Raw genomic sequence first — 20709 nt, forward strand, 5'->3', positions numbered from 1 at the left:
CTTGCGGCGGGTGTCGAGGCGGCGACCTTCGGTAGCGATACGGGCGTTCAAAGCATCAAGGCGAGCCTTGGCTTGGGCGACCCGTTTCTTCGCCAGTTCGAGAGCTTCGGGGGTAGGAGCAGCCATACCTTCTCCACGTCAAAGCACGATCACGAAGGGAGCATAGCGCAAACCAACAAACGACGCCACCCGAGACGACAGGAGGAGACAAAGGCGCACTTTAGCATTACTGCGTAATGCGTGCGGCAGGGACACCCTGCACCCATGCCGCGAGCGGCAGCGGGGCCTCAGCCCCACACCCCGACCAGCGTCATGCCGCTGGATAACGTTTTAGAAGGCAGTACGCGAGCGATGGCGATCTTCCATCTGGCGGTAAAATCGGTGTCGCGCTCGACCGGGCGCAGCGCGGTCGCGGCCGTTGCGTATCGGGCCGGCGTCTTGCTCGAAAACGAACGCGATGGCCTGGTCCACGACTATACTCGCCGTAATGGCGTGGAGGACACGCTGATGGCGGTCCCGGAAGGCGCGGAGTGGGCGCTGGACCGCTCCGCGCTATGGAACGCGGCTGAGGCAGCGGAGAAGCGCAAGGACGCCAAGGTCGCGCGGGAATATGAGCTGGCATTGCCGGCCGAACTGGACGCCGACCAGCGCCGCGACCTGGTTCGTGCTTTCGCGGAGGATATCCGCGACCGCTACGGAGTGGCGGTCGATGCGGCGATCCACGCCCCTCATGATTACGGCGACGATAGGAATTACCACGCGCATGTGATGACGACGACGCGGGTGGTGGAGCCGGACGGGCTGGGCGCGAAGACCCGCCAGCTCGACGTGCGCACGTCGGCGTCGGCCGAGGTGGAGGCGATCCGGGAGAGCTGGGCAGAACGGGTCAACGTTGCGCTGGAACACGCCCTGGTACCCGAGCGGGTCGATCATCGCAGCTATGCTCGCCAAGGCATCGAGCAGGAACCGACCGTAAAGATGGGGCATGCCTCGGCCGCGATCGAGCGGCGGGCGGCTTATGAGCAGCAGATGGCAGGCGAGGAGCCGCATGCCGTCACCCCGCGTGGGCAAATGAACGAGGCAATTGAGGCGAAGCGGGGGCTGGGCCTCTACATCGAGCGCGGCCTGGAGTGGTTGCAGGAAGCGAAGCAGCAGGCCGAGCTGGTGGCACACAACATAGCCGACCTTGCCCGTGAGGCGGCACAGATGATGCGCGCTAGACTACGCGGACCCGAAGACGGGTTCGAGGCGCTGCCGGGGCTCGATCAGTCGCCCCGACGCGAGCATGTGCCGGCGATCGAACAGGATCGGTCGGTGCAGGTCGAGCGCGATCGGCAGCAAGAGCGGGAACGACAGCGAAGCCAAGAACCGGATATCGGCTTCGGGCGGTAGCGTCAGGCGTGGACGACTTTGCGGGGGCGCCCACCCTTAGCACCGTTCGTGCGGGCCGCTGCCGCCTTAGCTGGCGAGGTCGCCTGGCCGGCGTGGCGTGCCAGCTCTTTCATCATCCAGGCGCGGGTGCCGAATACGCCCGAGACCAGCGCCGGGACGTAGAGATCGGCATCGAGCGTCGGCCAATGAAGATTGAAGCCAAGGCCATCGACTTCAACGGCGGCGAGCTGATCGTCGGTCGCGCCATTGAGATCCTGCACAAGCTGGGCAGGGAAGGCGTAAACGCAGCCGTTGGTTAGGTCGATCGTCACGCGGCCGGTCGCGCGATCGTAGCGAGCGTCGGCTGCGCGGAGTGTTGTTTCCATCACCTCACGACCGCGTGCCTCTGCCAGATCGAGCTGGACCTCCTGCTTCGGATCAGTCTTTCGAGCCATGAATCTTCTCCCACTCGGCGAGGAAATGCGCCTGATGCTCCACGACCTGGTCCATCAGCCGTCGCATGTCGGCACGCTTGATGCCGATGCTTTGGATCGCCTCCGGTTTGCCGTCTGCGCCCCTTAGATTGATCTTCGCCTGCCCCGCTCCCGTGATGTGTACGTGGGCAGGTTCATGATCGAGGGTGTAGATCACGAACCGGAAGCCGTGAGCGCGATGGACGACAACCATAGGGCTATATAACCCATCAGATGGGTTTATTCAACGTTCCGGCTTTACTGCGGATTTGCGTGCCTTGTTGCCCGACGAAGCAGCCGTTCCGCTGCCGGGGGAAAAGCGGACGGACTGAAAACGCCCACAAGCGGTCATAGGCGACTTGCAGAGGTAGCGCCGTTAGTGGACACTGGCGTCCAGGCGATGCAGGTGAATATTGATGCGACGCGAAGTGCACTTGCCGCGATGGATGCTGTGGTATGTAGGCATCGCAGGCTGTCTTAGCGCCTTTCCCGGATTGGCTTTGGATTGTGCCAATGCGGCAAATTGCGGAGCCGCGAGGCTTCACGTGAGCGGCATCGTCGCAGGAACATTCCTCGTCATTTTTGCCGTCGTGCTCGTGGTGCGCTTCCTTCTGCGTGAGCGGTAGGGCCGCTGCCGCCCGAACCCAGAAGATCACGCTGACCAAGCCATCTCCCGATTGCGGACATTCGTATCATCGGCGATGGCGAGGCGATGAAGGCTTGTATTCCTTTCGCACTGCTGGCGGTAATTCCGGCGCTTGCGCATGCTGATCCAGTCGCAACTGGTCCATTCTACTTTCGCCAAGACGCCGCGAAGACGGACCAGGAAGAGATAACAACAGTCATAATCAATGCTCAAAAACTGACTAACGGCACAATATACCTGTGCTCGACGTCCCTTTCCCTGCCAATTGGTCTTAAAAACCAGATGGCTGTACGTGCTGGATTAACTGCTGCTGGCGTTTCAAGAGCAATGATCCGTGTTGGACGACGATGTGGAACCGCCCTGCGTCACCCTCCCGTATCGAAAGCTGCGCAGGATGCCGTAGTCGCGATTGTCGGACCAAGCGGTCGTTAACCGCGAGTACTCGACATAAGCGGCCGTTCCGTTGACCACCAAACCCAGTCATTCGTGATGCAAAAATCAAAAGTTTTGCATCGGCGTAGGGACTAACAGGGGGCATTAGCGGCCATGGCAGGATCGCGCTAAGTCACGTTGATGACACCCGCCAAAGCATTCCGCTCCTTTGCCGCAACTTTGATAGGTTTACCCATCAGCCATGTTTGGCATGGCTACGGCTCCGCGATCTTTATGGAAATTGGGGAGCTATCTCCGCAAACGGGACAGGATGGCTCCCCCGTCAATCCAGAAGGCGAAGTGTCGTTCGGCGTTGATTGGAGTTGGCGTATCGAGGATCAGACCGCAATCCGATGTGGAAGCTGGAGCGAGGAAGTCTTGTGGGAGCCAGCGTTTGATACGTTGCGTAACGCACGAATCGCCGGATGCGAGCTGTTCGGCACCCTGCCCGAGGTAGTTATCACAACCGACAGCGGCGTCAGGTTTCTTTCGTTTTCGACAACTGACGGTCAGCCGCAGTGGCATCTCGTTGATCGACGCAATGGACTACAACGTTGGTTTACCGTTCAGGACGGGCAGCTTCATCTCGGCGATGGAACCGAGCCGGCAGCCTAAGCGACGGCGAGCTCCCCTGTCATACGATTGATGCAAAACTCACCGTATTTGCCTCGACGCTGATGCGTGACCGGGTCTGTAGGAACGGCCTAGGTCGAGGTTCAGTTTTCCAGCCAGCATCGCTAGCGGGCTGATGCCGAAAGATATAAACGGCTGGTATGAGCGACGATCCAAAATTGTACCGAGAGCGTGCGGACGCCGAGCGTGCAGAGGCTGAGATTTCTACGCTACCTAACGTGCGCACGAGGGCACTTCGATCGGCAGAGCGATGGGAAGAAATGGCTCAGCGCGCTGAACGTGTTCAAAGCCTAACTGCGGAACGGTATAGCCATTCGGGTACCGTGCGGGTGCGATAGCGGCTCCTGTCTAATCTCGGCCGTTTCTGATGCGGAGATCAAAAGCTGTGCATCAGGCGAGCCACTCATCGCACGGTCGTGGGCACCCAACCCGCAGGTAGTTTATGCTGCGGCTGATTGCTGAATCGCCTTGCCATTTCCTCCTTAATTTGGCGCTCTCGACGTATCGAACTACCAATATGCCACTCAGCTTCTTCGGCCTGGAAGTCGGCAACCAGCCGACCAGGTATGTGATGTTCGGCATCCCAGACCGCGATCAGTTCCATATCTTGAATATCCGGATCATCCACCCGAGTGTCGTGATTGGGCGCGTCCTCCATCCAAACCGTCACAACAAGGGTTCCGACCGGCCACTGAACTGATGGGCGTGGCTCGATCAGCGCCTTGGCAGTGGGGAAGCGGCCCAACCTTTTCCATCGCCCTGCTCGGATCGCGCTGGTGATGGAAGGATAGGCAACGCTCACCACTGACATCACTGGCGTATCAAGGACGATAGAGGGATCGACTGGTTCGCGATCACGTCTGCGGAAGAAGCCGATTTTCTTCTCTGGTGTAACCTGACCATAATACACCCAACTGGCATCTCCCGCGACCGCGTAAAGCGTTCCAACTGTCATATCCGCGCGAGCTGTCGGTTGTCCCTCAAACATTAGGCAATGGTGATGAGAGGCGTCCACGGCGTCAACATGCCTGAAAGCTGAAGGATCGCCGTGGCCTCCATGATGCGAAACTCACAAATTTTGCATTAATACTGCGCCACAAAGCCGGTCGGCTGACGACCATAACTGGATGCTTAAAAATATAGTCTTGGTTCCTGAAAGCTGCAATCAGGATAGCGGATCAAGCCCACCATAGATTGGGTTAGAAGGGAGATAAGCGTGACGAACCCGTCACCGGCGATGCAGGATTCCGCAATCTTGGGTTTTGTGGGACGCGAGCAGATTCAGTTCGCGCTAACTGGTCAAGACGGCGAACTTCGCGTCGCGACCATCCGCAGCTACGACGCGAACATCACGACTGGTGTTGCGGGGGCGCTATCCCGATTTCAGCAAGAGCTGGCGATTACTGCCTTCCCCGTTCGCGCTTCGATCGCAGTCTCAGGGCTGGTTCGCGGTGATGTCATAGCTATTACACGGACGCGCTGGTTCCTGTCGCGCTCTGGGCTTGAAGCGATGTTGGGTGAGAAGCCGCTGATCCTGAACGACTTCGCCGCTGAAGCTTGGGCGTTAAACAACGCCGATGTACGTATACCGGAGATGTTGGGAGGCGAGACGACGCTAACGCTTCAGAAACCTGGCACTTACCTCGTGCTGGGGGTCACTTCCGGGCTTGGCGTCGCTCTGGTGAATCGAAGCGAGGCGGGTGTCGTTACCGTTCTACCGACGGAGGCCGGACATGGCATCTTCGGGGGTGCTACGCCGGAGCTGACGCAAATGGCAGCCGAGTTGGCTTCACACGGCAGCCCAGCTTTGGCGGAGGACTTGGTTTCCGGACCAGGGTTGTTGGCGATCTATAATCTGCTCGCCAAGCGTAGCAAAACTGTCGCGCAGGCACGAACGCCGGGGGCCATAGCCGGGTTGATCGACATCGATCCCTTGGCGCGTGAGGCATGCGACATGTTCAGTCGCGCCTTCTGGTCGCATGCAGGCAGTCTCGTGTTAACCTATGGCGCCTGGGACGGAGTAATTGTCACCGGCTCATTGCTGGGCGTACTCAGGCCGATACTACGACTACCGGAGGTGCAGGCTTCCTTTCTGGCGGTCATACCTTACCGGCGCTACCTCAACCTCGTCCCGCGTGGGTATGTCTCACTCGTAAATGGCGAGCTGCTGGGTGCGGCGGAAGCACTGCGCCACCGAGCACCAAGGCTTTGATGACAGTTAACCTGCTTGGCTGCCCAAGTGATACCGCCCCAAAGCCGCCGAACCGTTTACCACCGAACCGGCCATTCGTGATGCAAAAATCACAAGTTTTGCATCAGATGAGAAACCGCACAAAACCAACCGCTTCCTTGATGCATAATTCCGATGCACAATCGGCGCATGATTTACGGCTACGCACGCGTCTCATCCAACGGGCAGGACCTGGCGCAACAGCTTGCCCAGCTCGATGCGGTCGGCTGCACGAAGATCTATCGCGAGAAGATCAGCGGCGCGACCGCCGAGCGGCCCCAGCTCAAGCGCGCGATCGGCGTGCTCGATGCCGGCGACGTGCTGATGGTGACGTCGACCGATCGCCTCGCCCGTAACACCCGTGACCTGTTGAACATTCTTCATGCGGTGAAGGAGGCTGGCGCCGGCTTTCGCTCGATCGCGGAGCCGATGGTGGATACCACCTCGCAATTTGCCGATGTCATCATCGCCGTGCTGGGGGTCGCCGCCAGTTACGAGCGTCATCGTATTACCGAGCGCACAGCTGCCGGCAGAGTCCAGGCCAAGGCACGGGGCGTAAGGTTCGGCCGGCGCGCCGCCCTCACCCCTCACCAGCAGTCCGAGGCGCTACAGCGCCTTGCAGCCGGCGACACGCAACGCACCGTCGCCGCCCTGCTTGGGGTCAATCAGGCGACGATATCCCGACTATCGCGGCAGCAGGGCTGACGGCGAGGCATGGTGGCGGTTATGCTATGAACACCGACACACAGATGGGGCGCTCCTGATGCCGATCGTCCTGCGATTAGATGGCTTCAAGTTTCACTTCTACTCGGGGTCGGTACATAGAACGGACCCAGATATACGCTAAGGTTTCGCCGGGCCTTCTACGGCGCGGGTCTGGCGAAGCGGCCTGAGAGGTTGCGATAGCGCGTCGGGATCGGTCCAGAGATAATCGCCGGTGAGGTTGATGTGCTGCCAGCCGAGCGGCGAAAGGTGTTGCAGCAGGTCCGGGGAGACCGGCCGGCCGAGGTTGGCGAGATGGTTCCGGGCAGCTTGCAGGTAGGTCGTGTTCCACAGGACGATGGCACCCGCGACGAGATTGAGCGCGTTCGCCCGATGGCTCTGCGCTTGCAGCGCATGGTCGCGGATACGGCCGATCCGGTGGAAGAAGATGGCGCGTTTCAGCGCATTTTCGGCCTCGCCCTTGTTGAGCTCGCGGGTAGCGCGACGACGCTGTTCGGGCTGTTCGATCCAGTCGAGCGTGAATAGGGTGCGCTCGACGCGGCCGATCTCGCGCAATGCCAGTGCCAGGCCATTGGCGCGGGGATAGGAGCCGAGCCGTTCGAGCATGATCGACGCGCTCACGACGCCGGTGCGGATCGAGGTTACCAGGCGCAGCACGTCGTCCCAATGCGCGGCGATCAGACTTTCGTCGATCCTGCCCGCGACCAGCGGCGCGATATCGGGGCCGGGCTTGATGCCGTCGAACAGGTGCAGACGGCGCGCGGCGATGTTCGGGATGCGCGGCGCGAACCGGAATCCGAGCAGATGACATAGCGCGAACACATGGTCGGACACGCCCCCGCCATCGACGTGGTGCTCCTCGATATGCAGATCGGCACCATGGTGGAGCAACCCGTCCAGCACCTGCGCGGCCTCGCTCGCGGACGCCGAGATGACGGTGGAATGGAACGGCGCGTAGCGATCCGAGACATGGCTGTAGAAGGAGACGGCAGGCTCGGCCCCCTTGTGCGGATTGACCGCGCCGGTCGCCTGGGCGCGGCGATCAAGCGGGAAGTTCTGACCGTCCGAACTGGACGAGGTGCCGGACCCGAACAGGGCGGCGAGTGGCGCGGTATGCTGGGCATCGACCAGCCGGGCGAGCGCGCGACCGTAGGTTTCCTCGCGCAGATGCCATGAAGCCAGCCAGCCAAGCTGGCGCTGGGTCACCAGATTGCAGGCCTCCGCCATGCGCGTGTGGCCAAGGTTGGTCGCATCGGCGAGCACTGCCGTGAGGATCGCAAGGGGTTCATCGGCGACACGCCCGCTTTGCAAATGGGTGAAGCACTGGCTGAACCCGGTCCATCGGTCGATTTCGGCAAGGAGGTCGGTGATGCGGATCGCGGGCAAATGGGCATAGAGCGGCGCAAGCGCGGTATCGGCTTCCTCGGGCGTGACGGCCTTTAACGGCGAAATCCGCAACCTACCAAGGCTGAGCTGCACGTCTTCCAGTGCGTCGGTTTCCGCCTTCCGCTCGACCTCGGCCAATCGACGGGCAAGGCGGGCGCGTTGTTCCGCCAGCCAGGCACCGGCGGTATCCGGTGCCGGGATCGGCAGGGGACCGGCCGCGCGCATGGCGGCAAAGACGGGACCGGAAATGAGTTGTTGTTCGACGGCACGATAGCGCCGGCTTCCCTCGACCCACATGTCGCCGGCGCGCAGCCGGTCGCGAAGCTCCACCAGCACGCACAGTTCATAGGTCCGGCGATCAGGAAGGCCGGAGCCGATCGTCCGACGCCAGGCCTGTCGGATGAAGCCGACCGGCGCATCGGACGGCAGTTTTCGTAAACGACCGAGATGAAGGTCGCGGATGATCGCGACGGCTCGCGCGAGCGCATGGCAGGCCGGCACCGCCCCGAACGTGAAAGAGGCGATGAAGGAGGGACCGACCTGCCGGAGGACGGGGTAGTTGGTCGCGGCGATCGTGACGGGATCGACGGCATCGGGACGGATCAGCTTGCGGGCTTCATCGACCTCACGGCCGAGATCGTCCCATCCGATCGCGGCTTCGACCGCAGCGGCGATGTCGCCGCCCGACACCCTGGCGGCAAGCAGGGCATCGCCGAGCCGGGCGAGCAGCCGGATCTTGCCGTTGATGGTGCGCCGGTCGCGCTTGAGCGCGGTGTCCGCGCTGTTCTGCTCGCGCCGGAACATCTGCCCCAGCAGCCGGTCGAACATCAGTACCGCATCGTCGGTGAGCGTGACGATGGTTTCGAGTATTGTCGCCACCAGGGTCGCGCGACGCCGCGTCGCTTGCAGCGTCCGGACATGTTGCGCGGTCAGCCGCACCCCTTCCTGACAGAGGCGTCGCAGGCGCTCAGGGTGGATGCCCGTGGCGATATCGGGGTCAATCCCGATATCGCGGAGTAGCGCGAGCCGCTGGGCGATGACGGCGAACGTCTTGCGGCCGGGCTTGCCGGGTGGCTGCCGCACCCAGCCAAGACCGCTCAGATTCGTGCCGGCATGAGGCAGGAGAAGGGCATCAAGCAGACGACGTTGCTCGGCGTCCAGCCCTCGGGTCAGATGTTCGGCGACATGGCGCTCGGCATCAAGCAGCGCCTGCGCGACCATCCGTTCGACCGCACTGATGCCCGGCACGATGATGCGCCGTCGCCGGCACTCGCCCAAGAGCAACCGGGCCAACCCGGCCCCGCTGGTCGTCGTCAGCGCGATCGGCAGGAGCCATTCCTGCAATGCCGTTCGCAGCGGCCGACTGAGCGGCGAAAACCCGAACGCATCGCGCAGCGCATCGAGCTGTTCGTACCGGGTCGGGCCGCGTGTCGCGTAATCGGCCAGCACCTCGGGCGCGACCTGCAACTGCTCGGCGACGAACGCGAGCGGGGCGGCGGGGATCAGTTCACCGGGGCGCAGCAGACGACCGGGATAGCGCAGCGCGCAAAGCTGGATGGCAAAACCCAGCCGGTTATGCGGCCGCCTCCGGCGTACGATGACGGCCAGGTCGTCGTGGCTTAACGTCCAGTGCTGGACGAGTATGGTTTCGTCGTCGGGAAGCGCGAGCAATGCCGCGCGTTGTTCCTCCGACAGGACGGCGCGACGCGGCATCGGGTCAGACCTTGGCCGGTGCGGTCCAGCCGATCCGGCTAAGTGTGCCGAGCAGGGTCGAACGCGGCACCTTGAAGGTCCGGCAGACGGACGCCTTGCTGGCCCCGCCATCCAGCGCGGCGGTGATCCGCTCGAGCGTTTCGGCGTCGATCATCGGCGGGCGACCGCCTTGGCGTCCCCGGCGTTTAGCTGCGGCCAGTCCTGCCATTACCCGTTCGCGGGTCAGCGCACGCTCATATTGTGCCAACGCGCCGAATAGCGAGAACAGCAATTCGCCATGCGGTGTGGTCGTATCCATCTGCTCGGTCAGCGACCGGAACGCGATGCCGCGCGCCTTCAGGTCGGTGACGATCGTCAGCAGGTGCGGCAGTGAGCGTCCGAGCCGGTCGAGCTTCCACACGATCAGCGTGTCGCCCGGGTTCAGATAGTCGAGGCAGGCTTTCAGCCCCGGTCGATCGTCCCGCGCGCCCGATGCCTTGTCGGTATGGAGGTGCCGATGATCAACGCCGGCTGCGACCAGCGCGTCGCGTTGAAGATCCACTATCTGGCGATCGTCGGCCGACGACACCCGCATATATCCAACCAGCATGCACGACAAACCCCGAAAACCTCGTTCTCGTACACCCTATCAAAGCGACAGGGTTTGTCGAACGATATGACCGAGGGCAGGATCAGTATGACGACAGGGCGGGTCGGGGGTGTCGCCTATCAAGTGTTTCCCGTCATTCCCGGGCCGCTAAATTAGCCTCGATCTATGAGAACGTGGCTGGCTTGATACCCATATCAATCCGCGCTTTTGCAATCTTGCCGCCTTCGATCACGAACACTTCGTGCCAGTTGTGATCAGCATCCTTGATTTTGGAAACGCCGTTGATCGGCTCGCGAAAAACAATCGTGCCGTGGACGCGCACCTCGACGTTCGTCCCGTCGTCCCGGGTTTGCTCAAGCGACCGATCGTCACTGTCCGTATAGTATTTCATCCAGTCACGGATGGAAGCGACGTAGCTGTCTACGCCATCAAGCGACTGCCACCCACGATGGTCGCAGCTATCGACGTGAACCGATGGCAGCATCAATTCACTTTGCGCCTGGCGGAATGCATCATAGTCCGGAAGCAGGCTATAGTTCTCGAAAAACTTCGCGATGACGGAATCCATCTAACTTCTCTTTTAATGAACTAGGTTGACTGTTGGAGCGAAATCTACGCCGGACGCTCTCCCAGCGCCCAGCTGGGCCCCTCGAAGCCATATCCTTGCGGCACTCGGCCCTTGGCGTTGTAGCTCTGGATCCATCCGGGGTAACGCGCCGGGAAGCGGCTCACCTCGTCCAGTCGGGCGAGATCGTCATCCGCCAACACAATCTCAAACGCCTTCAGATTGTCGGTGAGTTGCTCTGGCCGCTTGATGCCGACCAGGACGCTGGTGACCGCCGGGCGAGACAACAGCCATGCCAGACCGATCTGGGCCGGGCTTCCCTCATGCTTCGCGCCGATCGTTTTCAGAACATCGATGATGTCGAAGGTCTGCGCTTCGTCGACGGGCGGGAACTGAATCTTGGCGCGACGGGAGTTTGCGTCGGTAGCGCCGTTGCGATCAAATTTCCCGGATAGCAGCCCGCCAGCCAGCGGGCTCCAGCACAGCAGGCCGATGCCGGCATCCTCGACCGCCGGGATCAGTTCGGCTTCCACGTCACGCCCGGCCAGCGAGTAATAGGACTGGATGGACACGAACGACGCCAGCCGCTCGCGCTCGGATATGCCGAGTGCCTTGGTAAGCTGCCAGGCTGCCAGGTTCGAGCAGCCGATGTAACGCACCTTTCCCTGACGGACGACATCGTCCAGCGCTCTCAGCGTCAGCTCGATCGGCGTCAGCGGGTCGAAGTTATGGATCTGATACAGGTCGATATGGTCGGTCTGGAGGCGGGTCAGGCTCTGCTCCAGCGCATCCATCAGGTGCAGGCGGGATTGTCCGACCTGGTTCACGCCTGCGCCGGTCCGGGCGCTGAACTTGGTGGCAAGCACCACGTCGTGGCGGCGTCCTTTCAGCGTTTCACCAAGCAGGGTCTCCGACCCGCCGCCACCATAGACGTCGGCCGTGTCGATGAAATTGATCCCGGCATCGAGCGCCTGCCCGACGATCGCATCTGTCTCGGACTGAGCAAGCCGGCCGATCGCGTTGCCCGCCGGGTTGTCGGCGCCACCGAACGTCATTGCGCCAAGGCAGAACCGGGAGACGAATGTTCCGGTCCGGCCGAGCTGGGCGTATCGCACGAGAGGTTCTCCTAAACCGGCTTGGTCGCTGTCTGGCTTTTGGCCTGCATCACGCGTTCATGCTATAAGCCATCAGCCATATTTTATTAGCGATCGTTCAATGGACCCTCTTTCAGATATTCTGACGTTGCTCCGCATCGAGAGCGTTCTGTCGGCCCGTCTGGAGACGCGTGGACCTCACGCATTCCGCTATCCCGCATACAGCCACCTCAAATTCGGTGGGCTCATCGAAGGCAGTCGCTGGATGTGGGTCGATGACGGCCAGCCGATGCGGGTCAGCGCCGGAGACTTCTATCTGCTCACCGACGGGCGCCCTTACTGCGTGGCAAGTGACCCGGAGCTTGGTACCATCGACGGCGCAGCCGTGTTCGCTGCCAACACCGGTGGCGACGGTGTTGTTCGATTTGGCGAGACCGGCGATCGGACCGTCGCGGCTGCCGGCAAGTTCACCTTCGCGGATGATCGTGTCGCGGGCTTGCTGAGCTTTCTCCCACCAATTGTTCATATCCCGCGCGGCAGCCCCGGCAGCGAACCTTTGGCGGCCCTGCTCCCCTTGCTCAGCTACGAAAGCGGGGTTTCAGCGCCCGGCTCTTTGCTGGCAGCGTCGAGCCTTGCCAGCCTCATCCTGGTGCAGATCATCCGCGCCTATTTGGCCAAGCCGTCCCTGGCACAAGGCTGGCTGGGAGCCATGGCCGATCCGCAGATGGCGATGGCGTTATCGCTGATGCATGGCGATATCCGCCGGCGATGGACTGTCGATCATTTGGCGCGGTCGGTCGGCATGTCGCGCACCGCCTTTTCGCAACGGTTCAAACAACAGGTCGGTCGGCCACCACTCGACTATCTGACCCAATGGCGGATGACGGTAGCCGCAACCGTACTCACGAAAGAACGCAAAGCCGTCGCAGACGTAGCCGATGCCGTTGGATATGGTTCCGATACGGCGTTCAGCATCGCGTTCAAACGAACGTTCGGCACGAGCCCGACCGGTTTCAGGACAAGCACTATCGATCCGAAGCAAAGATCAGAGCGTAAAATCTGACCTAGCGGCTGCCTTACGGTCCGCCAGCTACGTTAGCGTATATCTGGGTCCGTTCTATGTGCCGCCCCCTACTCGAACGAGGGAAACCCTCGCGAACCTGCTCACATCCACGTCCGCCAAGGCCGGGATGAGGCTAAATTCTGGCTCACGCCCTCAGTGGTGATGGCCTACAATGACGGTTTCGACGCCAGGACCTTCAACCGTATCCAGCGTCTGGTCGAGCAACACCGCGAGCAGCTTGAAAGGGCATGGGATGAGTATTTCGCCTAAGGCACTGCGCTTCGACGAGGATTGCATGTGGGTCGAGATCGAGGACGGCAGGACGCTGGGCGTCCCGCTTGCGTGGTTCCCGCGTCTGCTCCACGCCACCCCGGCGCAGCGCGAGGACTTCGAACTTAGCCGTCGCGGAATACACTGGGATGCGATTGACGAAGATATCTCGGTCGAGGGGCTGCTGGCAGGCCAAGGGGATATGACACACCCCGGTAAGATCGCCGCTTGAGCGTAAAACCGTGAGCGTCCGGTGACGACCGTTGGGCGAAAAGCTGACGGTCGGCTCCCGCCATTGTTGACGTTCAGCCTTTAGAGCGACCGAAAAAGGCAAGGCCGGAAGGTGTCCTTCCGGCCTTGCCCAACCGCCTTAAACGATTTCTCGCCTCGGTCGGCTTGGGTGTTGACTGGCGAGCCATCACCAGAGCCGCAAGCGTTGTTCCGTGAACTGAGGGTTTTCTAGGGGTCAGTCGATGATCTAGCCGTAAGGCATCAGTTTGGGCTGGTCCGTTGGATTGCCGAAAAAGCAGCGCAATCACTCAGAACTTGTCTGTTGGCTCTCGGGAGAGAAAGCAGTCTCACCACAGTCGCCCGAAAATCGGCCATTCGGGCCTTTTCGCCGATAGCCTAGTCGAGGGTAACGGCGGGGTACGCCGGCCACAATGCCGGCGCGTTGAATAAAAGGAGCTCCTGGGTGGTGCTCGGAGAGGAATGGGTGTTCAGCTATGCTAGAACAGCATGTGAGAATTGATACCAGCCGAGGTATTGAGATCGTGGCGGGCGATCGCAGGATAGGACTGCATGTTGGTCACGACCGAGCGACTGCGTTGCTAAGTGATGATGATTTCGAGGCTTTGACAGACTTTGTCCTGGCCACGCAAAAACAAGATCATGATTTCACCTATCTTAAGGCGATCGCAGCTGCAGTTAAGCGTGCGATAGCTAGAGGTGCGCTTGCGGACGGTACGGTAAGGATCACGGGGCGCGACATATACCTAGCCGAACATGAAGGTGCACCGTGAGGCCGCCTTCCGTAGTCGCCCAATTTAAGGGGAGTGTCAGGATTTTCGTGTGTGGTCGGGCATAATGGGTAACAAGGAGTCTCAATATGCCTCGACGCAAAGAACCTGCGATCCCCAACGAGCTTCTCGACCAGCTGCTGGCGGGCGGTGACGCCAGTGCTGCATTTGATCAGGGCGGCCTGCTCGACTCTTTGAAGAAGGCGCTCACGGAGCGCGCCTTGAACGCGGAGATGGATCACCACCTGGCCGGCGAGGACGGCGCCGGTAACACGCGCAATGGCTACGGCCGGAAGACCGTGATGACGGACACCGGCAAGATGGCTTGTCGATGTGCCGCGCGACCGGCAGTCGAGCTTCGACCCGCAACTGATCGCCAAGTACCAGCGTCGCTTTCCTGGCTTCGATGAGAAGATCGTGTCGATGTACGCGCGCGGCATGAGCACCCGCGAGATCACGGGGCACCTCCACGATTTGTACGGGATCGACGTTTCGCCCGATCTGATCAGCACGGTGACCGACGCCGTGCTCGACGAGGTCGCGACCTGGCAGCAGCGGCCGCTCGATCCGGTCTACCCGCTCGTCTTCTTCGACGCGATCCGGGTGAAGATCCGGGACGAAGGGATGGTCCGCAACAAGGCGATCCACATCGCTTTGGGCGTGCGTGCCGATGGCGCGAAGGAAGTTCTCGGTCTGTGGCTCGAGCAAAACGAAGGTGCCAAATTCTGGCTCCGCGTGATGAACGAGCTCAGGAACCGCGGCGTCGAAGATGTTCTGCTTGCCGTCGTCGACGGCCTGAAAGGCTTTCCCGACGCGATCACGGCCGTGTTCCCCGAGACGATCGTACAAACGTGCATCGTCCATCTGCTCAGGAACAGCATGGACTTCGTCTCCTGGAAGGACCGCAAGAACCTCGCCAGTGCCCTGAAGGAGGTTTACCGTGCGCCGAGCGCGGAGGCCGCCGAGAAGGCGCTGACGGCGTTCGAGGAAGGCCCATGGGGCACCCGCTATCCCGCCATCGGCCAAAGCTGGCGACGCGCCTGGGCAGAGGTCATCCCGTTCTTCGCGTTTCCCGACGAGGTTCGCCGGATCGTCTACACCACGAACGCGATAGAGGCCTTGAACTCGAAGCTCAGGCGCGCCGTCCGCGCCCGAGGGCACTTCCCCAGCGACGAGGCCGCTACCAAGCTGCTCTACCTGATCTTGAACCGGTCGGAGAAAGAGTGGAGTGAGGCAGTATCGACCATCCGGGGGATGGTCGAACAACGAGCCCGCCACGTGAGTGGTCCATGGCCAAGGCCCAATTCGCCGTTATCTTCGGCGAGCGCTTCATCAGGGCCATGGCGGCGTAATGTTCAACCGCCCGACCGCACACGGAATTTCTGACAGTCCCAATTTAAGTTACTCAAACTGCCCAGCGGCTCGCCGAAGTCGCATCTTTGTCGAAGCTGTGCTGTTTTTTTGCGAGTCTCAGCCGGTAGATGCACAGCCGACAGAAGCTCTTCCTAGTCTAGCGTTTTCGGTACGGATTGTTGAGGTCTGGAAGCCAGCCAGCTGTAGGACCTTCGGGACGCACGTCCTCTGTGGATGCCGACCGGGGCGCTATAGCCGTCTTTGCGCGTGCATCATCAGGCAACACTGGTTTGGCGAACTGCAAGCCTGCCAAGCCATTTTCAACCCACACAACAGTTGCCGCAACCGCTTGAAGTGCGCCCACCGAAACGAGAACAGTCGCGCCTTTCCGCAACGCTCCCGCTTGATCAATACGGGCCCCGCCAGCCGAAAGATCGCGGACGCGATGCTTCGTCTGCTTCCCTCCTCCAAAACCCTCGACGATCGCGCTCAACATGACACTGTTGCGCGTATCACGAGCGGCCTTCTCAATGACTTCCGGCGTCTCGCCGTCTTTCGGCTCCTGGGGATCTGTCACGAGCGCACCTAAGCTGTTTTGAGTATCCATAGTTGCAGGCCGAAGCGCGGCCGATGCAAGTCATGATCGTATAGAGCGCGATTGTCAGCGCTGCTCTGCCAAAAGCAGACCATCGCTAACCACCAGACCCGGTCATTCGCGGCCGAAAACGCATCGGTTTTCTGCATCACGCGATGCCGCGTTTTCTGTCGTTCGAGCCTGATGCAGAACCTGTGATTTCTGCATTAGAGAGCCACTGATCAGCCTAATTTTGAAAGCTTGTGTTTAGGGGGCTTGCGTCAATCTGTTCGCAAGTGCAGCATGGCGACGCCTTTCAGGCATCCTCTCCTAATAACTTCGGGTCGGCTCGCGCTGGCCCATTTTTTTGCCTGATGAAGATAGCTCTGTCGTCGCGAAAGGGACCCCTTTTGCAATCTCACTCGTCGAGACGGCCAAATAGCCGACCGAAGAACCCTCGTTTGGATTCCGTTGGCCCTGGACCGGCTAACAAGCCGATCACGCGGGCCTGTGCCTCGCGACGTTCATCCTCTGATTTATCGAGCCGCTGCCGTAGGTCATCGACCACACCATCACGGTCACGAAGCTGTTCACGCAACAGTTCAACTTCCCGCAGTAAACCCCCTGTTTCCATTAGGGTTTCCCTGTTTCCTTGAGGGGTATCCGGGCCAGAATTTTCAACCGTTTCTGGCTGTTTTGGGGGAAACACCCGAAACAGTTCGGATGTCTCAATAAGATAGCCATTATCAGTTTTCTCAGCATAGCTAAGGCGCCCGGATTTTAAGGCTTTTGATACAGTACCCTTGCTAACGCCGGCCAGCTCAGCACCCTTCGTCATCGAGACCGTAGCCATAGATCATCCCCGTGTTTCCAACCGGGAACCATGACCGGTTGCCGTAGGGTATCGTGCAACCCGTCCGGGAACAAGGATCAGGGTTTCGCCCACTTCTCTGAGCAACCTTTGACCCATGTGGTCCAATCGTTGCGAAGGGCGTCTCCCCGGAGTTGCCGTCGCTTATCCGATCGAACCCGGGCGTATTGATCCGCCAACCGCTGGATCGCGTGACCTCCACCGTGGGCTAAGCCAATCGCATAGAGGTCCGGCGTTCGATATTCCGACACTTGATCGTCGGCAGGCCACCGCAGTATGTCCGAAATCGAGAGATTGGCGGCGGTGGCTGCGATGATCGCCGTAGGATCAACGATCGCCTCTTCAGTGCCTTCGCGCCGTGCACGCCGGCCAGCCCGGTGGCGTTCGTTCTCTTCCTCGGCCGCCACAGCATCAATTGGAGCTTTGCGGCGGAAAGTGATGGCTATTTCCGTAACCTTACGGCCGCTTCGTTTTGCGACATCCCATGCAACCGAGAATTGAGGAACAAGCTGATTAATCTCGCTTGTTGCTGCATCGAGAACGAAGCGGCGCAGGTCGGCAAAAGAGCCATAAGTGCCTTCCGGCACGCCTAGCTTAGCCCGCAGCGTGCCGACATCGCCGCGCCAGATCGGAACGTCGCGGCGATAGAGCAAAGCCCCGAGTTGGTAGAGCTCGAGAGCATATTTGCTGTCAAACGCCAGCACCGTTGCCCGGTGGAGCAGGGCATAGGCCTCACTGTCTTTCAGTAAATCGCGAGCGCGGCGGGTGAACCGGTAGATCAACCACCCTTGTTCCCCTCCTTCGAATGTTTCCTCGATCATCTGGAACGTGCGGCGGCCTTGGTCGCCTTCGACCTGATCGGGCATGGCGAAGAAGATACCCATCAGTTCGTCGATCGTATCGGTAAGGCGATCATTGGAATTATGAGACCCACGCAGCATACGCTTAGCGATCCGATGTTCCTGATCGCGCCAGGCGTCGCCAGCCGCCTGATGCATCATCAAGGCAAGAACCTTGCGAGCCGATAAGCTAAGCGAAACGCCACGCGCATAGCGGACTTCGATAAGTTCGCGCGGTTGCACGATCGTGTCGGAACCTCGCTCCTTCTCGATCCGCGCAACTTCCATCGTGCGCTTAGGCTTATCGTCCGATGCCTTGCTCATAGCAGCACAATCGTTCGATGCGGTGGCATGGTCAAGTATCATGAGGTGAGGAGAAAACGCTTCTCACTTCACTCACCCCATTTCTCACAATACCCCACCCCAAAACTCATGATACCCCACCCCAAAACTCATGATACCCCACCCCATTCCTCATGATAGGCTCGATTCCTTCTTTTAAATCAAAGGGATACGACCCCCTGAATCATAGAATCTTAGAATCTAGAATCATCGCGGGTACGCGTGAGGCACCTGACAAGGAAACCATTGTGGAATCGGCCTTTGGCCGATGCGTTAATGTTCTGTGCCGGCTACGCCGTCACAGAACGGCCTATCGGCCGCAGGCTTGGCGGGAAGAAAAAGGTAGGCCCGGTGTCATGCTTCAACACCGGCCATCGCATCCCGGATCAGGTTAAGCAGACATCGTCCAATCTGCGAACAGCGATGAAACGACGGGCATGGGAGGCACGACTCTCGCGATCGAGCCAGCAAGCACGTGATCCAGCCTCGGCGGCGCCGACGATATCGTCGCGCCAGGTATCACCTACCATCAGCAGCTCGCCGGCCTCGCAGCCGAGTTTGGCCGTCAGGCCGGCGTAGAACGCGCTGTCAGGCGTGATCGTGCCTTCAGCAAAGGAAAGGTACCAAACGTCGACCAGATCGCCCAGGAGAGCCTTTAACGGGGCGGCATAGGGCAGGCCAGATTGGAGGCGACGGCGACCGTCAAGCCCGCCTCACGGACCCGACGCAGCGCATCCAGCGTGTCGGGGTAGAGCGCGATCGTCGGCAGTTCTTCGTCCAGTGCGGCCAGTTCGGCATCTGGGCAGGGTAATCCGAGGGCTGCGGCATAGTCGGCAAGCCCGATCGGCTGCACCATTGGCGACGGCAACGCCCCCGCCTGGTCGCGGGCCTGCCGGATCAGGCGTTCGTACGGGTGCCGCTTGCGACCGATATGGACAAGGGTCCCGAACGCATCGAACGCGACCGCCCGGGTGGCCGGCTGGCGATCGTAACGACGCTCAGCGACGGCGAGCAGGCGGGCGTACAGATCGTCGCTGACGGTGCCAGCGTGGGTCAGGGCATCAGCGATCACCGCCGATGCCGGATCGGACGGCCTGCGGAAGGCGACACAGGCCTCCAGTTCACGGATGCTCGACCAGCGGTCGTTAAAAGGAAACATATTCTGCCGCCAGCCATCCCGTTCGGCTTCCGGTACATGATCCCGGCGTTGGATGCGGGCGGCTAGCTCATTCTCCACGGTCTTGTAGGCCGCTTCCTCGGCCGGGTTGCGGAAGCGAAGGTGGGTATCAGCCATGACGCACCGTCACGGATGCCAGAATGGCAGAGGTCAGTTCGACGCTATCAATCTCGCCATCAATGTAGCGCGCATTGAGCTGTTCGACCTCTTCAGACAGGATGCCACCCTCATAACGGACGCTGCCGCGCGCGAAGTTGACTTCGCGCTCACGGCGCACTCGTTCGGCTTCGTTGATGGATGCGCGGCTCATGGCAGCGCCCAGCCGCTGACCATCTTGGCGGATTTGCTGAAACCGTAGCACCAGCGGCGACCATCGGCCTTCTCGCTGTGCCAGCCATGATCCTCGGGGCACTCGGCCATGGCGGGAATGGTCTGCTCGCTGGCCTGGTCGAGCTGTCGGGCGAGCTTACCGTTTGGGGTATTGGCCCAGTTTGCCGCGGCGACCTCATCGCGAGCGCGGGCATAGGCGGAAGCCTCGCCAGTCTGAGTGCCGCCATAATGACCATAGCCGTAGGCGGTAGGGATCAGCAGGGCGATGGCGATGATCGCACCGTTACGCCATCCATCCTGCCGGCGTCGGCGCAGTTCATCGGCGCGGCGCTCGGCACGATCGGCCGCGTCCTGCCGAGCGGATATTTCGCGTCCTTGGGCATCGGACTCAAGCTGGCGCGTCCATTCGCGGGCGGTGCCGGCGAGCGCATCCCTGGCCCCCTGACGCGCTCCGGCCTCGGCATGACGGGCAAGCTGGTCAGGATCGATGAGGCGTTCGGTAATAAGCTTGTCGCGGGCTTTCTGTTCTTCAGCGCGCTTTGCGGCATCAGCGGCGGCTTCGGCGACGCTGGCGCGGCTGTCAGCGGCCAGGTCGCGGATCATGCCAAAGCTGGCGAGGATGCGCTGCATGCCGGTTTCGAGCGAGGATATCAGTTTGAAGAATTGGGCGAAGTCAGCGGTGCTACGAGTGCGCTCGACAGCAGACGGGGCAGGGGATGGAGCTGGATCAGTACCAGTAGGTGGGCTGGTCGGGGTGTCCCAATCGGACATGTCGAACTTGTCGGTCGATGGTGGGTCGATCCGGTCCCTACCGAGATCCCGGCTCTTTTTGCGCTCCGGTGTCCGATCGGGTTCGTCGCGATCACGATCCATCAGCTATCCTCCCCAGGCAATGACCAGTTCTCGAAGGGTTTGCGATCCTGATCCCGGCTGATGCGGTGGGTCAGTTCAGAGACGATGCCGGCGAAGCGTTTGTCCTTGGTGGCGGCATCGATGAGCAGGCCACCCAGGATGAT

The 20709-nt window shown here is 61.0% G+C and carries 23 protein-coding genes and 1 pseudogene; 10 read left to right on the forward strand and 14 right to left on the reverse strand.

The window, feature by feature from the left end; genetic code table 11:
* Positions 1 to 351: 351 nt before the first annotated feature.
* Positions 352 to 1392: a MobQ family relaxase gene (mobQ, locus tag L8F97_RS21275; RefSeq protein WP_242154600.1), complete on the forward strand. Its 1041-nt coding sequence runs from the start codon at positions 352 to 354 to the stop codon at positions 1390 to 1392.
* A 2-nt stretch (positions 1393 to 1394) separates the two neighbouring features.
* On the opposite strand, the gene L8F97_RS21280 is transcribed toward mobQ, so the two are convergent.
* Together L8F97_RS21280 and L8F97_RS21285 are read right to left on the reverse strand one after the other, a co-directional pair.
* On the reverse strand, positions 1395 to 1826 hold the full coding sequence (locus L8F97_RS21280) for a DUF2442 domain-containing protein (RefSeq protein ID WP_242154602.1): 432 nt from the start codon (positions 1824 to 1826) through the stop codon (positions 1395 to 1397).
* Positions 1810 to 2022 (reverse strand): DUF4160 domain-containing protein, encoded by a 213-nt coding sequence (locus L8F97_RS21285; protein WP_242154605.1) that lies wholly within the window; start codon positions 2020 to 2022, stop codon positions 1810 to 1812. The genes L8F97_RS21280 and L8F97_RS21285 overlap by 17 nt, the downstream gene beginning before the upstream one ends.
* A gap of 534 nt (positions 2023 to 2556) precedes the next feature.
* On the opposite strand from L8F97_RS21285, the gene L8F97_RS21290 reads away from it, so the two are divergent.
* Together L8F97_RS21290 and L8F97_RS21295 are read left to right on the forward strand one after the other, a co-directional pair.
* Positions 2557 to 2922: a hypothetical protein gene (locus L8F97_RS21290; RefSeq protein WP_242154607.1), complete on the forward strand. Its 366-nt coding sequence runs from the start codon at positions 2557 to 2559 to the stop codon at positions 2920 to 2922.
* A gap of 138 nt (positions 2923 to 3060) precedes the next feature.
* Positions 3061 to 3537 (forward strand): hypothetical protein, encoded by a 477-nt coding sequence (locus L8F97_RS21295; RefSeq protein ID WP_242154609.1) that lies wholly within the window; start codon positions 3061 to 3063, stop codon positions 3535 to 3537.
* Between the two features lie 421 nt (positions 3538 to 3958).
* Here the strand turns inward: L8F97_RS21295 and L8F97_RS21300 are convergent, their stop codons facing one another.
* Positions 3959 to 4510, reverse strand: coding sequence for a hypothetical protein (locus L8F97_RS21300; protein WP_242154612.1), 552 nt, complete (start codon positions 4508 to 4510; stop codon positions 3959 to 3961).
* A gap of 261 nt (positions 4511 to 4771) precedes the next feature.
* Here L8F97_RS21300 and L8F97_RS21305 point away from each other — a divergent pair, with 261 nt between their 5' ends.
* Positions 4772 to 5767 (forward strand): glucokinase, encoded by a 996-nt coding sequence (locus tag L8F97_RS21305; RefSeq protein ID WP_242154615.1) that lies wholly within the window; start codon positions 4772 to 4774, stop codon positions 5765 to 5767.
* 168 nt (positions 5768 to 5935) lie between these two features.
* Positions 5936 to 6490 (forward strand): recombinase family protein, encoded by a 555-nt coding sequence (locus L8F97_RS21310; protein WP_242154617.1) that lies wholly within the window; start codon positions 5936 to 5938, stop codon positions 6488 to 6490.
* Positions 6491 to 6628: 138 nt separating this feature from the next.
* Here the strand turns inward: L8F97_RS21310 and L8F97_RS21315 are convergent, their stop codons facing one another.
* The 4 genes from L8F97_RS21315 to L8F97_RS21330 all read right to left on the reverse strand — a co-directional run bounded on the left by L8F97_RS21315 (position 6629) and on the right by L8F97_RS21330 (position 11876).
* On the reverse strand, positions 6629 to 9607 hold the full coding sequence (locus tag L8F97_RS21315) for a Tn3 family transposase (protein ID WP_242154619.1): 2979 nt from the start codon (positions 9605 to 9607) through the stop codon (positions 6629 to 6631).
* Positions 9608 to 9611: 4 nt separating this feature from the next.
* A complete protein-coding gene (locus L8F97_RS21320; protein ID WP_242154621.1) occupies positions 9612 to 10196 on the reverse strand; it encodes a recombinase family protein in 585 nt (194 codons plus the stop codon).
* 163 nt (positions 10197 to 10359) lie between these two features.
* Positions 10360 to 10764: a hypothetical protein gene (locus L8F97_RS21325; RefSeq protein WP_242154623.1), complete on the reverse strand. Its 405-nt coding sequence runs from the start codon at positions 10762 to 10764 to the stop codon at positions 10360 to 10362.
* 44 nt (positions 10765 to 10808) lie between these two features.
* The gene (locus tag L8F97_RS21330; protein WP_242154626.1) at positions 10809 to 11876 is read right to left on the reverse strand and encodes an aldo/keto reductase; all 1068 of its coding nucleotides are present in this window, start codon (positions 11874 to 11876) and stop codon (positions 10809 to 10811) included.
* Between the two features lie 100 nt (positions 11877 to 11976).
* Here L8F97_RS21330 and L8F97_RS21335 point away from each other — a divergent pair, with 100 nt between their 5' ends.
* From L8F97_RS21335 to L8F97_RS21355, 5 genes and pseudogenes are all read left to right on the forward strand, one after another.
* Positions 11977 to 12918 (forward strand): AraC family transcriptional regulator, encoded by a 942-nt coding sequence (locus L8F97_RS21335; RefSeq protein WP_242154628.1) that lies wholly within the window; start codon positions 11977 to 11979, stop codon positions 12916 to 12918.
* 39 nt (positions 12919 to 12957) lie between these two features.
* Positions 12958 to 13188 carry a DUF4160 domain-containing protein gene (locus L8F97_RS21340; RefSeq protein ID WP_313932078.1) on the forward strand — a complete coding sequence of 77 codons (231 nt, stop codon included), beginning with the start codon at positions 12958 to 12960 and terminating at the stop codon, positions 13186 to 13188.
* A complete protein-coding gene (locus L8F97_RS21345) occupies positions 13172 to 13420 on the forward strand; it encodes a DUF2442 domain-containing protein (RefSeq protein ID WP_242154630.1) in 249 nt (82 codons plus the stop codon). The genes L8F97_RS21340 and L8F97_RS21345 overlap by 17 nt, the downstream gene beginning before the upstream one ends.
* Before the next feature lie 493 nt (positions 13421 to 13913).
* Complete coding sequence (locus tag L8F97_RS21350) at positions 13914 to 14210, forward strand: hypothetical protein (protein ID WP_242154632.1); 297 nt, start codon at positions 13914 to 13916, stop codon at positions 14208 to 14210.
* 86 nt (positions 14211 to 14296) lie between these two features.
* A pseudogene (locus L8F97_RS21355) lies at positions 14297 to 15559 on the forward strand (IS256 family transposase).
* A 158-nt stretch (positions 15560 to 15717) separates the two neighbouring features.
* Here the strand turns inward: L8F97_RS21355 and L8F97_RS21360 are convergent.
* The 7 genes from L8F97_RS21360 to L8F97_RS21385 all read right to left on the reverse strand — a co-directional run bounded on the left by L8F97_RS21360 (position 15718) and on the right by L8F97_RS21385 (position 20566).
* Entirely contained in the window at positions 15718 to 16167 is a 450-nt protein-coding gene (locus L8F97_RS21360; protein ID WP_242154634.1) for a PilZ domain-containing protein, read from the reverse strand.
* A gap of 385 nt (positions 16168 to 16552) precedes the next feature.
* Positions 16553 to 16972, reverse strand: a complete 420-nt coding sequence (locus L8F97_RS21365; protein ID WP_242154636.1) for a DNA-binding protein — start codon at positions 16970 to 16972, stop codon at positions 16553 to 16555.
* 92 nt (positions 16973 to 17064) lie between these two features.
* On the reverse strand, positions 17065 to 18168 hold the full coding sequence (locus L8F97_RS21370; RefSeq protein WP_242154638.1) for a replication initiation protein: 1104 nt from the start codon (positions 18166 to 18168) through the stop codon (positions 17065 to 17067).
* 404 nt (positions 18169 to 18572) lie between these two features.
* Positions 18573 to 18863 (reverse strand): HAD family hydrolase, encoded by a 291-nt coding sequence (locus L8F97_RS23075; RefSeq protein WP_409929078.1) that lies wholly within the window; start codon positions 18861 to 18863, stop codon positions 18573 to 18575.
* Entirely contained in the window at positions 18842 to 19480 is a 639-nt protein-coding gene (locus L8F97_RS21375) for a hypothetical protein (RefSeq protein WP_242154640.1), read from the reverse strand. Before L8F97_RS21375 ends, L8F97_RS23075 begins: the two co-directional genes overlap by 22 nt.
* The gene (locus L8F97_RS21380) at positions 19473 to 19673 is read right to left on the reverse strand and encodes an antitoxin VbhA family protein (RefSeq protein WP_242154642.1); all 201 of its coding nucleotides are present in this window, start codon (positions 19671 to 19673) and stop codon (positions 19473 to 19475) included. The genes L8F97_RS21375 and L8F97_RS21380 overlap by 8 nt, the downstream gene beginning before the upstream one ends.
* Positions 19670 to 20566, reverse strand: a complete 897-nt coding sequence (locus tag L8F97_RS21385; RefSeq protein WP_242154644.1) for a hypothetical protein — start codon at positions 20564 to 20566, stop codon at positions 19670 to 19672. The genes L8F97_RS21380 and L8F97_RS21385 overlap by 4 nt, the downstream gene beginning before the upstream one ends.
* Positions 20567 to 20709: the final 143 nt, after the last annotated feature.

Origin of the sequence: Sphingomonas sp. BAUL-RG-20F-R05-02 (assembly GCF_022662305.1) — a bacterium.
GTDB lineage: Bacteria > Pseudomonadota > Alphaproteobacteria > Sphingomonadales > Sphingomonadaceae > Sphingomonas.